This is a genomic window from Salmonella sp. SAL00653, from assembly GCF_046552515.1.
In the GTDB taxonomy this organism is placed as follows: domain Bacteria; phylum Pseudomonadota; class Gammaproteobacteria; order Enterobacterales; family Enterobacteriaceae; genus Salmonella; species Salmonella enterica.
Genome location: NZ_JBGDTY010000016.1, coordinates 31,530 through 45,423, shown reverse-complemented (window position 1 = coordinate 45,423; position 13,894 = coordinate 31,530). Strand labels below are relative to the sequence as shown.

The following is a 13,894-nucleotide window of genomic DNA, read 5'->3' as shown; positions in this document are numbered from 1 at the left end:
CTTATTATGAAACATAAACGACAAATGATGAAAATGCGTTGGTTGGGCGCAGCTATTATGTTAACGCTCTACGCATCATCGAGCTGGGCGTTCAGCATTGATGACGTGGCAAAACAAGCTCAATCTTTAGCCGGGAAAGGCTATGAGGCGCCTAAAAGCAACTTGCCCTCCGTTTTCCGCGACATGAAATATGCGGATTATCAGCAGATCCAGTTTAACAGCGATAAAGCCTACTGGAACAACTTAAAGACCCCTTTTAAGCTCGAATTTTACCATCAGGGGATGTACTTCGATACGCCGGTCAAGATTAACGAAGTGACGGCGACGACGGTCAAAAGAATCAAATACAGCCCGGATTACTTCAATTTTGGCAATGTTCAGCACGATAAAGACACGGTAAAAGATTTAGGCTTCGCCGGGTTCAAAGTCCTGTACCCCATTAACAGTAAAGATAAGAACGACGAAATCGTCAGTATGCTTGGCGCCAGCTATTTCCGCGTTATCGGCGCAGGCCAGGTATATGGCTTATCTGCGCGCGGCCTGGCGATTGATACCGCCTTACCATCTGGTGAAGAGTTTCCCCGCTTTCGCGAGTTCTGGATTGAGCGTCCAAAACCCACCGATAAGCGTTTGACCGTCTATGCATTACTCGATTCTCCGCGCGCGACCGGCGCTTACCGTTTTGTGATCATTCCTGGCCGCGATACCGTGGTGGACGTGCAGTCAAAAGTCTATCTGCGCGATAAAGTGGGCAAGCTGGGCGTTGCGCCATTAACCAGTATGTTCCTGTTTGGGCCAAACCAGCCGTCGCCGACGACCAACTATCGTCCGGAACTGCATGACTCGAACGGCTTATCCATTCATGCGGGTAATGGCGAGTGGATTTGGCGTCCGCTGAACAATCCAAAACACCTCGCTGTGAGCAGCTATGCGATGGAAAACCCTCAGGGATTCGGCCTGTTGCAGCGTGGTCGCGAGTTCTCGCGCTTTGAAGATTTAGACGATCGCTACGACCTGCGTCCAAGCGCCTGGATTACCCCGAAAGGCGACTGGGGCAAAGGTAAGGTTGAACTGGTTGAAATTCCGACCAATGATGAAACCAACGATAACATCGTCGCTTACTGGACTCCGGATCAACTGCCGGAACCGGGTAAAGAGATGAACTTCAAGTACACTCTGACCTTCAGCCGCGATGAAGATAAACTTCATGCGCCGGATAATGCCTGGGTGCTGCAAACACGCCGCTCAACGGGCGACGTTAAACAGTCAAATCTGATTCGCCAGCCCGACGGCACTATTGCCTTTGTGGTGGATTTCGTTGGCGCCGACATGAAAAAACGGCCGCCGGATACGCCCGTCGCTGCGCAAACCAGCATTGGCGATAACGGTGAAATCGTTGACAGTAATGTACGCTATAACCCAGTCACTAAAGGCTGGCGTTTAATGCTGCGCGTGAAAGTCAAAGACGCGAAGAAAACCACGGAAATGCGTGCCGCATTGGTGAATGCCGATCAGACGCTAAGTGAAACCTGGAGCTACCAGTTACCTGCCAATGAATAAAACAACTGAGTATATTGACGCACTGCTGCTTTCTGAACGTGAGAAAGCGGCATTGCCGAAAACTGACATCCGCGCCGTGCATCAGGCGCTGGATGCCGAGCATCGGACTTACTCGCGAGAAGACGATTCACCGCAGGGTTCCGTAAAAGCCCGCCTTGAACACGCCTGGCCGGATTCATTGGCGAAGGGGCAGTTAATTAAAGATGATGAAGGGCGCGATCAGTTGCAGGCTATGCCAAAAGCGACGCGCTCTTCGATGTTTCCCGATCCCTGGCGAACCAACCCGGTTGGCCGTTTCTGGGATCGTCTGCGTGGGCGGGATGTAACGCCGCGCTATGTTTCTCGTCTGACAAAAGAAGAGCAGGCGAGCGAGCAAAAATGGCGTACCGTCGGCACTATACGCCGCTATATTTTGTTAATTTTGACTCTGGCGCAAACCGTCGTCGCGACCTGGTATATGAAGACCATTCTGCCTTATCAGGGATGGGCGCTCATCAATCCTATGGATATGGTGGGGCAGGATATTTGGGTCTCTTTTATGCAGCTCCTGCCCTACATGCTGCAAACCGGTATCCTGATTTTGTTTGCCGTGCTGTTCTGCTGGGTGTCAGCCGGATTCTGGACGGCGCTGATGGGCTTCCTGCAACTGCTTATCGGGCGCGATAAGTACAGCATCTCCGCGTCTACGGTTGGCGATGAGCCCCTCAATCCGGAACACCGGACGGCGCTGATCATGCCTATCTGTAATGAAGACGTTAGCCGCGTTTTCGCCGGTCTGCGCGCGACCTGGGAGTCCGTTAAAGCCACAGGCAACGCCGCGCATTTTGACGTCTATATCCTTAGCGACAGTTATAACCCGGATATCTGCGTGGCGGAGCAAAAGGCGTGGATGGAGCTTATCGCGGAAGTGCAGGGCGAAGGCCAAATTTTTTACCGTCGCCGCCGCCGCCGTATGAAACGCAAAAGCGGCAATATTGACGATTTTTGCCGCCGCTGGGGCAATCAGTACAGCTATATGGTGGTGCTGGACGCGGACTCAGTGATGAGCGGCGAGTGTCTGAGCGGCTTGGTGCGCCTGATGGAAGCGAATCCAAACGCCGGGATTATCCAGTCTTCGCCGAAAGCGTCGGGGATGGATACTCTGTATGCCCGCTGCCAACAGTTCGCGACCCGCGTCTATGGGCCGCTGTTTACCGCCGGGCTGCACTTCTGGCAGTTGGGGGAGTCGCACTACTGGGGGCACAATGCCATTATCCGCGTGAAGCCGTTTATCGAGCACTGCGCTCTTGCGCCGCTGCCGGGAGAAGGTTCGTTCGCCGGATCGATTCTTTCCCACGACTTTGTGGAGGCGGCGCTAATGCGTCGGGCAGGATGGGGCGTCTGGATTGCCTACGATCTCCCCGGCTCCTATGAAGAGCTGCCGCCAAACCTGCTGGATGAGCTTAAACGCGACCGCCGCTGGTGTCACGGCAACCTGATGAACTTTCGTCTGTTCCTGGTGAAAGGAATGCACCCGGTGCATCGCGCCGTGTTCCTGACGGGGGTAATGTCATACCTGTCCGCGCCGTTATGGTTTATGTTCCTCGCGCTTTCTACCGCGCTGCAGGTCGTTCATGCGTTAACAGAGCCGCAATATTTCCTTCAGCCGCGCCAGCTTTTTCCGGTCTGGCCGCAGTGGCGTCCGGAACTGGCAATCGCGCTGTTTGCGTCAACGATGGTGCTGCTGTTCCTGCCGAAGCTGCTCAGTATTATGCTGATCTGGTGTAAAGGCACCAAAGAGTATGGTGGTTTCTGGCGCGTTACGCTGTCGCTGTTGCTGGAAGTGCTGTTCTCCGTGTTGCTGGCGCCGGTGCGTATGCTGTTTCATACCGTGTTTGTGGTCAGCGCGTTCCTCGGCTGGGAAGTGGTCTGGAACTCACCGCAACGCGACGATGATTCTACGCCGTGGGGAGAAGCCTTTATGCATCACGGCTCTCAACTGCTGCTGGGGCTGGTCTGGGCGGTGGGTATGGCGTGGCTGGATTTACGCTTTCTGTTCTGGCTGGCGCCGATTGTCTTTTCGCTGATTCTGTCGCCATTTGTTTCGGTGATCTCCAGTCGTTCAACGGTAGGATTACGCACCAAACGCTGGAAGCTGTTCCTGATCCCGGAAGAGTATTCGCCGCCTCAGGTGTTGGTCGATACCGATAAATATCTGGAGATGAATCGCCGCCGTATTCTGGACGATGGCTTTATGCATGCGGTATTTAACCCGTCGCTTAATGCGCTGGCGACCGCGATGGCCACTGCGCGTCACCGCGCCAGTAAGGTGCTGGAAATAGCCCGCGATCGTCATGTGGAGCAGGCGCTAAACGAAACGCCGGAGAAACTGAACCGCGATCGGCGTCTGGTTTTGCTCAGCGATCCGGTGACGATGGCGCGTTTACACTATCGGGTCTGGAATGCGCCAGAGAGATACTCTTCCTGGGTAAACCATTATCAGTCTCTCGTCCTGAATCCGCAGGCGTTGCAGGGACGAACATCGTCAGCGGGATAAGGTCTTCAGGTCTGGAGTGAGGTGAAAAATACCGGCGTGATGCCGGTATTTTTATAGTGAAATGAGGTATCAGGTGCGTATATTCGCGGTGAGCATAATGGTGATTACCCTGAGCGGCTGCGGCAGTATTATCAGCAGAACGATCCCCGGACAAGGACACGGCAACCAGTATTACCCTGGCGTGCAGTGGGATATGCGTGATTCCGCATGGCGCTATATCACTATCCTCGATCTGCCCTTCTCACTGATCTTCGATACACTGCTACTGCCGCTCGATATTCACCACGGGCCTTATGAGTAATTAACGCTCATCCCATTCGTCTGCCGCAGTACGGCCTTCCTCGGTATCAAGCGGGGGTTCAAGCTGGAATTCCCCTTCATCCCATTCATGCAAAGTATTCTCTTCCTGCCACTCCTGGCGGATCTCTATCTCATCATAATCGCCGTCAAACACGCTCTGCGCGGCTTCACCACTCAGCATCGGCAGACATTCGCCATCTTCACCTTCATCGGCGAAAAATTCGACCTGCCACATGATGTCCCCATCCTGCAGTACATATTTCTGAACGTTGAACTGCTGCACATTCGCTTCGTCTTGTTCGAGGCCTGGATGGTCAGCCAGAAATTCTTCCCGGGCTGCATCGATAGCTTCTTCCAGCGTGGCATACATGGTCATCAGTGTCTCCCTTTGATTTGACGAGGTATTTAGGGAAAGAATAGCTGATTCTGTAATATTGCAAGTATGAAAGCGCAAAAATTATTCTATTGCCAGTCTGCGCCGTCGTAAGCTGTTCCATGAATAGATAGCATTGAACAACACCACGCCTGCCGTGACGCAGAATACGGCGCGGAAGCCATAGCTCGCGGAAATTGCGGCGCCCATGAGAGGGCCGGTGACGTTGCCGATATCGCGGAAAGATTGGTTGTAACTGAATATGCGCCCGGCTATCTGGTTGGTAGAGTTGTAAACCAGCAGAGTTTGAACGGCTGGCAGCAGCGCGCCATCCGCCGCGCCAAGCAGAAACCGCAATAGCGCGAGCTGCCACGGCGTTTGCACAAAAGACATTGGAATCAGCAGCAGTACGGAAATAATCAGCGCGACGATAAGAATCTTTTCCGGGCCAATTCTGTCGCCGAGCTTGCCGAGTCGGGGGGCGCTAAGTAATGCCGCCACGCCGGGAACGGACGCTATCATCCCGCTAATGAATGCAATATTACTGACATTTCCCGCGAGTTCGCGCACATAGAGCGTCAGGATGGGCGCAATAGACCCCGTCGCCACCTGAATAATCAGCGTGGTGACAAACAGGCTTAACACCAGGCGGGGATTTTTTAACGAGGCGACCACTTCCCGAACGTGAAGCATCTCTTTTTTGCTCACTGGCAGGAAATTCTCGCGAATAAAAAAGAAGGTGAGCAGAAAACAGATAAACAAAACGCTGGCGGTAATAAAAAAGACCGGGCGAAGGCCGTAATGGTCGGCGAGCAGACCGCCCGCAAGTGGGCCAAGCAGAGCGCCGCTGACGCCGCCAGTAGAGAGCGTCCCTAACGCCCAGCCGCTTTTATGGCGCGGCACCTGAGTGGCGATGAGCGCATTGGCGTTGGGAATAAATCCGCCCAGCAGGCCTAATAACGCGCGGAGGATCAGAAATTGCCAGATATTTTGCGCCATGCCCATTAACAGCATCACAATGGCCATGCCGAGAGCGGAACGCAACAGCATGATCTTACGCCCTTTACGATCCGCCAGACCGCCCCAAAAAGGGGAAGCGATAGCTGAAAAGAGGAACGTAATACTAAAGACCAGCCCGGACCACATGTTGAGCGCGCTATGGCCTGTTACGCCGAGTTGCTCAACGTAGAGAGGGAGAAAAGGCATGACCAGGCTGAATGCCGCGCCGGTTAAAAAACAGCCCAGCCAGGTAACGGTTAGATTGCGTTTCCAGTTTATGGGGACATCAGAGGGCGACATAGCGTTCCACAGTATGATGCGCGGTTTGCGCTATCATCAATTTAATTATGAGCGTACTAATTATAATTATGCGCCGACCTTACCAGCCTCGCAATGTGGGGAGCTTTTAAAGCTAAAAGAGGGGAAAAATTGCAGCCTGACGGCTGCAATCCTGTCAATAGCGCGACGGTACGCCTTCAGGGCGAGTTTTAAAGCGGCGATGCAGCCACATATACTGCTCTGGCGCCATCATAATGCACTGCTCAACAATCTTATTCATCCATGCGGCAGTCGCTTCTGCGCTCTCCAGCGGAGGCGAATATTCCGCAGGAAGAATGATCAGTTCGTAGCCTTTCCCATCGGGTTTACGGCGAGGCACGAAGGGGATAATACAGGCTTTAGACATGCGCGCGAGCATCCAGGTACCGGAGGTCGTGGCAGCCTGGTCGACAGCGAATAATGGTACAAAAACGCTGGCGCGCGGGCCATAATCGTGATCCGGCGCATACCAGATCAATTCGCCGCTTTTCAATGCCTTAACCATGCCTTTCAGATCTTTGCGATCCAACATTGATTTATTGGAGCGTAAGCGTCCCCAGGTCTGTAACCAGTCGAGCAACGGATTATCATTCGGGCGATAAACTCCGATACCCGGGTTATGCATACCAAACATGCGGGCGCCAAACTCAAGGGTAAGGAAATGTATTCCTACCAGAATGAACCCCAGCCCCTGCGCCTTAACTTCACGGATATGCTCCAGACCGCTCGCTTCCATCCAGCGGTTCACTCGCCGATCGGGCCAGAACCAGGCCATGCCGGTTTCCATCACGCCCATACCGACGGATTCAAAGTTTTTGACCACCATGGTGTGGCGTTCCTGCGCGCTCATTTCCGGAAAGCATAATTCAAGGTTGCGATAGGCGATTTTCGCGCGGCGTTTCATTACGCGTCGCGCCAGGTGGCCCAATGCGCAACCCAATTTATAGATGACCGGGTAGGGGAGTTGCACGACCAACCAAAGCGCGCCTATACCCAACCAGGTTAACCAATAGCGCGGGTGCAGTAAGGCCACGGAGAACTTAGGCAACTTCGTCATTTCTATCCTGTCTTTCAACGAACAATTCCCCGTATTCTCGCATCTTTTTGCGTTGAGCAAAAATATGTAGCAGGAGAGTGGCGATTAAATCGACAATTGTTGTTAATTATTTAGTGTAAAGCAGGAAATGTAGCGCAAAATGTGTGGATGTAAATTGGCGAGACTTGCCTTATCATGCCTGCCCACTTTATTTTTTGCTGATTGCAGGATACGTACACCATGCCAGTGTTACACAACCGCATCTCTAATGACGAGCTGAAAGCCAAAATGCTGGCGGAAAGCGAGCCGCGTACGACAATTTCTTTTTATAAATATTTCACTATCGCCTCTCCGCAACAGACGCGGGACGCGTTGTATCAGGTGTTTACGGCGTTGGACGTTTTTGGTCGCGTTTACCTGGCGCATGAAGGCATCAATGCGCAAATCAGCGTGCCGCAAAGCAAGCTCGAGACCTTTCGTCAACAGCTTTATACGTTCGATCCCGCGCTGGACGGGCTGCGTTTAAATATCGCGCTGGAGGATGACGGAAAGTCATTTTGGGTGCTGCGTATGAAAGTTCGCGACCGTATCGTCGCTGACGGAATTGACGATCCAAGTTTTGACGCCAGTAATGTCGGCGATTATCTGAAGGCGGCAGATGTGAATGTGATGCTGGACGATCCTGACGCGGTCTTTATTGATATGCGCAACCATTATGAGTATGAAGTTGGCCATTTCGAAAATGCTCTGGAAATCCCGGCGGATACGTTTCGTGAACAGTTGCCAAAAGCGGTTGAAATGCTGCGGGAACATGCAGATAAAAAGATAGTGATGTACTGTACCGGCGGTATTCGTTGTGAGAAAGCCAGCGCCTGGATGAAACACAACGGTTTCAATAAAGTCTGGCATATTGAGGGTGGCATCATTGAGTACGCCCGTCGCGCGCGCGAGCAGGGGCTTCCCGTTCGCTTTATCGGCAAAAACTTTGTATTTGATGAGCGAATGGGCGAACGAATCTCGGATGAGGTTATCGCGCATTGCCATCAGTGCGGCGCGTCCTGCGACAGCCATACCAACTGCAAAAATGACGGTTGCCATCTGCTGTTTATCCAGTGTCCGCAGTGCGCCAGTAAATTTAACGGCTGCTGTAGTGAACAATGCTGTGAAGAGTTGGCCTTGCCGGAGGAAGAACAGCGCCGACGTCGTGCGGGTCGCGAGAACGGCAACAAAATTTTTAATAAATCGCGTGGTCGGCTTAATAGCAAACTGAGCATTCCCGATCCGGCTGAGTAATATTTTGCCGGATAGCGGCGTAAAGGCCGCTATCCGGCATTTCGCCAGGCGTTACTTCTGCTGAACGCCTTCTACTGAGATGATAAGCTCAACCTCTTGTGAGGCCGGGCCGAGATCGGTAGTTATATTGAAATCCTTCAGCTTAATTTTTCCTTCGGCCTCAAAGCCCGCGCGCTTACCGCCCCACGGATCGTCGCCCTGGCCCATCAGCTTCGCTTCCAGCGTCACCGGTTTAGTCACGCCATTGAGCGTCAGATTGCCGGTAATATCCAGTTCATCGCCCTCTTTTTTCACGCTGGTAGAGGTGAAGGTTGCCTGCGGGAATTTCGCAACATTAAGAAATTCCGCGCTACGCAGGTGTTTGTCACGTTCGGCATGGTTAGTGTCGACGCTATTGGTGTTAATGGTCACGTTCACTTTGTCGGCCGACGGATTTTTTTCGTCAAAAGTGAACGTGCCGTCGAAATCTTTAAAGGTGCCGTACAGCCAGCTGTAGCCCAGATGCTGGATGCGGAAATTGACGAACGCATGTTGGCCTTCTTTATCAATTTTATACTCCGCCGCCACGGCGGAACCGGTCGTGAATAACAAGGATGCGAGGGTGAATCCCAGCAGGTTTTTTTTCATTTTTGAGCTCCATAGTCAGATGACGACATTCCTGTCATACGTTTCAGTGTGTCGTCTTTATCGATGAAATGGTGTTTTAGCGCCATAACCCCATGCGAGAGCGAGATAATGACCAGCGACCAGGCAAACCACAGATGCAGCGTTCCGGCGATGTCAGCCTGCGCGCCCGCGTCCGTAAGCGTGGCCGGAATCTCAAACCAGCCAAAGACGCTAATCGGTTTACCATCGGCGGTGGAAATCAGGTAGCAGCTAATGATTATCGCAAAGAGCAGGAGATACAGGAGGAGATGACCCGCGGCGGCGCCAGCGCGCGTTAAACGGGAATAGCTGGTCAACGCAACGGGCGGCGGAGAATAATGCCGCCAGATAATACGCACGATCAGCGCCATCATCAGTAATATGCCAATACTTTTATGTATTTCCGGTGCCTGGTGATACCAGCCGTCGTAATAACTGAGCGTGACCATCCATAAGCCCAACGCAAACATGCCATAGACCACCAGGGCGGTCAGCCAGTGGAGCGCGGCGGAAACCACGCCATAACGCTGTGGAGTATTTTTAAATTGCATAAACACACCAATGAATATTTCACGAGAGAATGAAAATGGCGTGGAAAAGCGCCGAATGCAACTTATAAATAAGAATTTGAATGATATTTATTTTTATTTCAATAATTTTGATGTTGTTTGCGGTTCAGCTTCAGAAGTTTCGAGATATTTCCCCCTGATAACCGCGCAACGGCAGGAACTAGCATTATTGTCGTGCTTCAACGTTATGAAATAAAAAGTGAGGAACTTTCAGGAAGTGTCAGTTAACGTCAATGAAAAGCAATCAGAAGAAAAGGAGATAAACAATATCCATCACCGCCAGCAGTGACCAAAGAATAACGTAAAGCATGAAATGTTCGCGAATATTATTCATCAGAAAATGAAAGAGACGGCGCATAGCTTACCTTAATAAACAGCCCCTTTACGGGGCCGACAAATTATTGGCTAAAACGGGAAAGCCGGAACGGCGTCAGATCAAAGGAGGATGTTTTTCCCAACGCAAAATCCGCAGCGATTTCTCCTAACACCGGGGCGAATTTAAAACCATGTCCGCTGAGTCCAGTGATGACAAGCGTATTCTCATGGCCAGGCAGCATATCGATAATAAAATCCTCGTCCGGCGAATTATCATAGGTACATGCCGCCCCATGTAAACAACCGCCGATACCCGGCAGTACGTTACGCAGGAAAGGAAATGCTTCCGCGCCATCGCTGGCAACGGCGGCAAAGGGCTTGCGCTCTTCCGGAGCCTGTATTAGCTGTCCGCCATTGTGTTTGCCGATTTTTAACTCGTCGTTCTCCGCCGGGAAGCCGTAATATTGATCGCCGTTGGGCATTTCGCCGGTAAAGGCCGGAAAGCGGTTTTTAGTGCTGTAACGTCCATCCGCCTTAAACCAGGCAAAAACTTTACGTACGGGCTGAACGGGCAGCTCCGGTACCAGCGCTTTGACCCAGGTGCCCGCGCTAATTAGCGCCTTGCTGGCGTGGTAGCTGCCTTCACTCGTCTCTATCGTCACACCGTTATCATCATGATGAATATGGCTTACCTGGCTGTTGAATAGCTGTGCGCAGCCAGCCTCTCGGGCCAGACGAAGCCATGTGGTAATGGCTAATTCGCTGCGCAGGAAACCGGAGTCAGCTTCAAACAGCCCGATATAATTTTCGGGCACGCGAATTTCCGGCCAGCGCGTCATGAGGGCCGTCGCGTTCAGGCGCTCGACGTTCAATTGCCACTGTTGCGCGCTTCGTGCGACGTTGGCTAAGAAAGCGGAATCGGCCGGGCCGAGGTTAACGACGCCGGAGCGGACAAAAATAGGCTCTTCATTGTGTGTGGAGAGTTCATCCCAAAGCGCCTGGGCGCGAAGCACCAGCGGGACATATTTTTCGCCTTCACCATAAGCGTGGCGGATAAGACGGGTATCGCCGTGGTGGCTGCCCTGTTGATGAGGCGGTATATGCGCATCGGTCATCAGGACCTTTAGCCCGGCGCGGGTGGCGTAATAACCAGCGGCGGCGCCAACCGAACCGCTGCCGATAATAATAAGGTCGTATTTCATCAGCTTCTCTCTGCTATCGCGATGATTTCAGGGTAAATAACTGCGCTGAGATATACAAGCCAGAAATAAGTGAGGCACCTTACGGTGCCTGAGAAAGGGGGAGCGCGTCACGCTAATGGCGACGATACTCGTTTTCCTGGTAATCACCTGATTCTATTTTGGCGATGCCGGCTTCTAATATTGAAATAAATTGCCTGGCTACATCTGTCGTTAACCAGAGCGTTTGACCAACTTCAGTCCCTTCCGGTTCCGGACGATTTGGGGTCTGGTAGTGTAAACGCAGCATCAGCGCATCATAGCTATCGACGGTGCTGATGTCCCATCCTACAAGCGGATGGGTCTGAATGACTTCATTATTCTTTTCCATCATGCCCCCCTGGTACGTGTTATAAGACAACGGTTCTCGAGGTTCAATGCGTGTTTTTCTTCTGAAGCAACTTCAGTATACCAATTAATAAGGCTATTCACTGCGTTTTTAAAGAGACCGGAGGATAAATTTCTCTTTTTAAGAATTATATGAACAATAAAGCGGCAGTTCATTCATATTTTTTTAGGATGTTGTGCAATTATTTTGACGGTCAGGCGAAATATTCATCAGTTGCGCAAATAAAAAAGCCGGGGCGACCCGGCAAACATACATCACTGCATATCATTTTTTATTCATTGATGAACCAGTCATCAGCGCTCTCCCAGGTCTCCTGGAGAATCTCGCTAATGCGTTCTTTGTCCTCTTTTGATGCGCCAATGACGGACAAGTTGTTGGCGGTAGCGTAACGCACGGTGACGTTACCCAAATTCTCCGGAAAATGATGGCTAATACGGCGGGAGAGTTCGCCCGCCAGCGCATCAATCGCACCGGCAGGCAGAGGTGACGTTTTGGCTATAGTGACTTCAATACGCATAATGGCCCCCTGTTGAATATGCTGGATATATATACAGTTAAATCCAATATATAGCAATAGGTAAGCGCATTTTTTATTTTTTTACTGACCAGCGTACTGTTTCACCCGCTAAAAAAGGCACCAGCGAATCATCAGCCAGCGCGATATTTTCCGGTACCTGTTGTTCATCGCGAACCAGTTCCACCCACCCCGTATTCACCGGCAGGCCATAGAATTGCGGGCCATTCAGTGAACAGAACGCTTCAAAGTGCGCCAGCGCGTTCATTTCCTCAAACACGGCGGCATAACTGCCAAGGGCGGAGGGGGCGTTGAAACAACCGGCGCAGCCGCAACTGGTCTCTTTACGATGACGTGAATGCGGCGCTGAATCCGTCCCCAGGAAGGCGCGCGTAAAACCACTGGCAACCAGTTCGCGTAACGCCTGCTGGTGAATATTGCGTTTCAGAATCGGCAGACAGTACAGGTGAGGACGAATGCCGCCGACCAGCATATCATTACGGTTAAACATTAAATGTTGAGGCGTAATGGTAGCCGCCAGGTAGTCGTTGCCGTCACGGACATACTGCGCGGCATCTTTGGTCGTGATGTGCTCAAAGACCACTTTAAGCGTGGTCAGACGCTGGCGTAGCGGTTCCATTACAGTGTCGATAAAACGCGCTTCGCGATCGAAGATATCAACATCCGCATGGGTCACCTCCCCGTGGACCAGTAATGGCATTCCGAGTTTTTCCATCCGCTCCAGTACCGGCATGATAGCGTCGACTGACGTTACGCCATGACTGGAGTTAGTGGTGGCATTGGCCGGGTAAAGCTTAGCCGCAGTAAATACGCCTTCATGGAAACCACGCTCTAGTTCATCGGCATCGAGCGAATCCGTTAAATAGCAGGTCATTAACGGTGTGAAATCATGCCCGGCGGGCACCGCATCGAGAATACGCTGGCGGTAGGCGATCGCTGCATCAACGGTCGTGATGGGGGACGCCAGGTTCGGCATCACGATAGCGCGACCATAAATTTCGCTGGTATAGGGTACGACCGTTTTTAACATGTCGCCATCGCGAAGGTGAACGTGCCAGTCGTCCGGGCGGCGGATCTTTAAAACCTGGGATGGTGCAGTCATTAATAAGCTCCGGCTGAGGAATAGTCTTTTTGCCGGAAACAAAGGATAAGCGGAAACGTTTTCGTTTGCACGTAAAAAAAGGGCGCGAGCGCGCCCTCCGAAATCAATTGGTGAAAGGAATAACGATTTCACCAGGTTTAACTTCAATGCCTTTCGCGAGTTTCTTCGCTAACGCTTCGCCTTTACTACTGTCCTCACGCAACACGTAAGCTGGCCGCTGGTTAAAGTAGCTACGTAAAGACTGATTTAAATAGGGCAGGAGCGTTTGTAGCACCGATTGCATTTTCTCCGGCGTCACGGTGGCGTCTACTACTTCCATCTCCTGAAGATAGATGGCGCCTTTTTCTTTATCAAAGACCGGCAGGGCTTTTAGCTTGAGTTTCATCGTCGCTTTTTGACTGCCAAACAGGGAATTCATATCCAGCCTGGCATCGCCAGTAAGGGTGACTTTATTAGGTTCCTCCCGACCAATCTGGCTGACAAGGTTAGTCAATACGATATGCGCGTCGGCAATGCCGGGCAGACCAATATCTTTTGAGAAATTATTCCGTTTTTCAAGCGCTTGATTGATTTCTTGTTCGCTAATGGTGTATTGCGTAAGTTGATTACAACCCACTAACAGGCCGCTAACTACCAGCGCAGCGGCAAAAAAAAAACTTTTTCATGGCGTTCCTTAGCATGTTGCCTGTGCCCTAATCTTGACACAAAGCAGCATGTCGCGCCAGC

At 51.8% G+C, this 13,894-nt stretch carries 14 protein-coding genes and 1 pseudogene; 4 read left to right on the top strand and 11 right to left on the bottom strand.

From position 1 onward, the window contains the following. Nucleotides 1-24 precede the first annotated feature (24 nt). The 3 genes from mdoG (at nucleotide 25) to ACLJRU_RS17755 (ending at nucleotide 4,397) form a co-directional block, all read left to right on the top strand. Nucleotides 25-1,560 (top strand): glucans biosynthesis protein MdoG, encoded by a 1,536-nt coding sequence (gene mdoG, locus ACLJRU_RS17765; RefSeq protein ID WP_023236501.1) that lies wholly within the window; start codon nucleotides 25-27, stop codon nucleotides 1,558-1,560. Beyond that, the gene (gene mdoH / locus ACLJRU_RS17760) at nucleotides 1,553-4,096 is read left to right on the top strand and encodes a glucans biosynthesis glucosyltransferase MdoH (RefSeq protein ID WP_023234858.1); all 2,544 of its coding nucleotides are present in this window, start codon (nucleotides 1,553-1,555) and stop codon (nucleotides 4,094-4,096) included. Before mdoG ends, mdoH begins: the two co-directional genes overlap by 8 nt. 73 nt (nucleotides 4,097-4,169) lie before the next feature. After that, the gene (locus ACLJRU_RS17755) at nucleotides 4,170-4,397 is read left to right on the top strand and encodes a YceK/YidQ family lipoprotein (protein ID WP_001217832.1); all 228 of its coding nucleotides are present in this window, start codon (nucleotides 4,170-4,172) and stop codon (nucleotides 4,395-4,397) included. On the opposite strand, the gene ACLJRU_RS17750 is transcribed toward ACLJRU_RS17755, so the two are convergent. From ACLJRU_RS17750 to ACLJRU_RS17740, 3 genes are all read right to left on the bottom strand, one after another. Then, a complete protein-coding gene (locus tag ACLJRU_RS17750; RefSeq protein ID WP_000180050.1) occupies nucleotides 4,398-4,772 on the bottom strand; it encodes a MysB family protein in 375 nt (124 codons plus the stop codon). Between the two features lie 81 nt (nucleotides 4,773-4,853). Continuing rightward, nucleotides 4,854-6,068: a multidrug efflux MFS transporter MdtG gene (mdtG, locus tag ACLJRU_RS17745; protein WP_000075053.1), complete on the bottom strand. Its 1,215-nt coding sequence runs from the start codon at nucleotides 6,066-6,068 to the stop codon at nucleotides 4,854-4,856. Nucleotides 6,069-6,222: 154 nt separating this feature from the next. Continuing rightward, entirely contained in the window at nucleotides 6,223-7,143 is a 921-nt protein-coding gene (locus ACLJRU_RS17740; protein WP_000163973.1) for a Kdo(2)-lipid IV(A) acyltransferase, read from the bottom strand. 219 nt (nucleotides 7,144-7,362) lie between these two features. On the opposite strand from ACLJRU_RS17740, the gene ACLJRU_RS17735 reads away from it, so the two are divergent. Continuing rightward, the gene (locus tag ACLJRU_RS17735; protein WP_001144626.1) at nucleotides 7,363-8,415 is read left to right on the top strand and encodes a rhodanese-related sulfurtransferase; all 1,053 of its coding nucleotides are present in this window, start codon (nucleotides 7,363-7,365) and stop codon (nucleotides 8,413-8,415) included. A 51-nt stretch (nucleotides 8,416-8,466) separates the two neighbouring features. On the opposite strand, the gene ACLJRU_RS17730 is transcribed toward ACLJRU_RS17735, so the two are convergent. From ACLJRU_RS17730 to ACLJRU_RS17695, 8 genes and pseudogenes are all read right to left on the bottom strand, one after another. Next, nucleotides 8,467-9,042 (bottom strand): YceI family protein, encoded by a 576-nt coding sequence (locus ACLJRU_RS17730; RefSeq protein WP_000739886.1) that lies wholly within the window; start codon nucleotides 9,040-9,042, stop codon nucleotides 8,467-8,469. Further along, a complete protein-coding gene (locus ACLJRU_RS17725; protein WP_001159779.1) occupies nucleotides 9,039-9,611 on the bottom strand; it encodes a cytochrome b in 573 nt (190 codons plus the stop codon). The genes ACLJRU_RS17730 and ACLJRU_RS17725 overlap by 4 nt, the downstream gene beginning before the upstream one ends. A 262-nt stretch (nucleotides 9,612-9,873) precedes the next feature. Further along, nucleotides 9,874-9,987: a YceO family protein gene (locus ACLJRU_RS17720; protein WP_001253282.1), complete on the bottom strand. Its 114-nt coding sequence runs from the start codon at nucleotides 9,985-9,987 to the stop codon at nucleotides 9,874-9,876. Between the two features lie 40 nt (nucleotides 9,988-10,027). After that, on the bottom strand, nucleotides 10,028-11,146 hold the full coding sequence (gene solA / locus ACLJRU_RS17715) for an N-methyl-L-tryptophan oxidase (RefSeq protein WP_001539698.1): 1,119 nt from the start codon (nucleotides 11,144-11,146) through the stop codon (nucleotides 10,028-10,030). A 112-nt stretch (nucleotides 11,147-11,258) separates the two neighbouring features. Further along, on the bottom strand, nucleotides 11,259-11,513 hold the full coding sequence (bssS, locus tag ACLJRU_RS17710) for a biofilm formation regulator BssS (protein ID WP_000414441.1): 255 nt from the start codon (nucleotides 11,511-11,513) through the stop codon (nucleotides 11,259-11,261). 289 nt (nucleotides 11,514-11,802) lie between these two features. Beyond that, a complete protein-coding gene (dinI, locus tag ACLJRU_RS17705) occupies nucleotides 11,803-12,048 on the bottom strand; it encodes a DNA damage-inducible protein I (RefSeq protein WP_001217763.1) in 246 nt (81 codons plus the stop codon). A 73-nt stretch (nucleotides 12,049-12,121) separates the two neighbouring features. Next, on the bottom strand, nucleotides 12,122-13,168 hold the full coding sequence (gene pyrC, locus ACLJRU_RS17700) for a dihydroorotase (RefSeq protein WP_000126597.1): 1,047 nt from the start codon (nucleotides 13,166-13,168) through the stop codon (nucleotides 12,122-12,124). Nucleotides 13,169-13,271: 103 nt separating this feature from the next. After that, nucleotides 13,272-13,823 (bottom strand): annotated as a pseudogene (locus ACLJRU_RS17695) (lipoprotein); the annotation flags it as partial. Between the last annotated feature and the right edge of the window lie 71 nt (nucleotides 13,824-13,894).

Bases quoted from the DNA above. Each gene is read 5' to 3' on its own strand.
- mdoG (WP_023236501.1), top strand. From the start codon at position 25: ATGATGAAAATGCGTTGGTTGGGCGCAGCTATTATGTTAACGCTCTAC.
- mdoH (WP_023234858.1), top strand. From the start codon at position 1,553: ATGAATAAAACAACTGAGTATATTGACGCACTGCTGCTTTCTGAACGT.
- ACLJRU_RS17750 (WP_000180050.1), bottom strand. From the start codon at position 4,772: ATGACCATGTATGCCACGCTGGAAGAAGCTATCGATGCAGCCCGGGAA.
- mdtG (WP_000075053.1), bottom strand. From the start codon at position 6,068: ATGTCGCCCTCTGATGTCCCCATAAACTGGAAACGCAATCTAACCGTT.
- ACLJRU_RS17740 (WP_000163973.1), bottom strand. From the start codon at position 7,143: ATGACGAAGTTGCCTAAGTTCTCCGTGGCCTTACTGCACCCGCGCTAT.
- ACLJRU_RS17735 (WP_001144626.1), top strand. From the start codon at position 7,363: ATGCCAGTGTTACACAACCGCATCTCTAATGACGAGCTGAAAGCCAAA.
- ACLJRU_RS17730 (WP_000739886.1), bottom strand. From the start codon at position 9,042: ATGAAAAAAAACCTGCTGGGATTCACCCTCGCATCCTTGTTATTCACG.
- ACLJRU_RS17725 (WP_001159779.1), bottom strand. From the start codon at position 9,611: ATGCAATTTAAAAATACTCCACAGCGTTATGGCGTGGTTTCCGCCGCG.
- ACLJRU_RS17720 (WP_001253282.1), bottom strand. From the start codon at position 9,987: ATGCGCCGTCTCTTTCATTTTCTGATGAATAATATTCGCGAACATTTC.
- solA (WP_001539698.1), bottom strand. From the start codon at position 11,146: ATGAAATACGACCTTATTATTATCGGCAGCGGTTCGGTTGGCGCCGCC.
- bssS (WP_000414441.1), bottom strand. From the start codon at position 11,513: ATGGAAAAGAATAATGAAGTCATTCAGACCCATCCGCTTGTAGGATGG.
- dinI (WP_001217763.1), bottom strand. From the start codon at position 12,048: ATGCGTATTGAAGTCACTATAGCCAAAACGTCACCTCTGCCTGCCGGT.
- pyrC (WP_000126597.1), bottom strand. From the start codon at position 13,168: ATGACTGCACCATCCCAGGTTTTAAAGATCCGCCGCCCGGACGACTGG.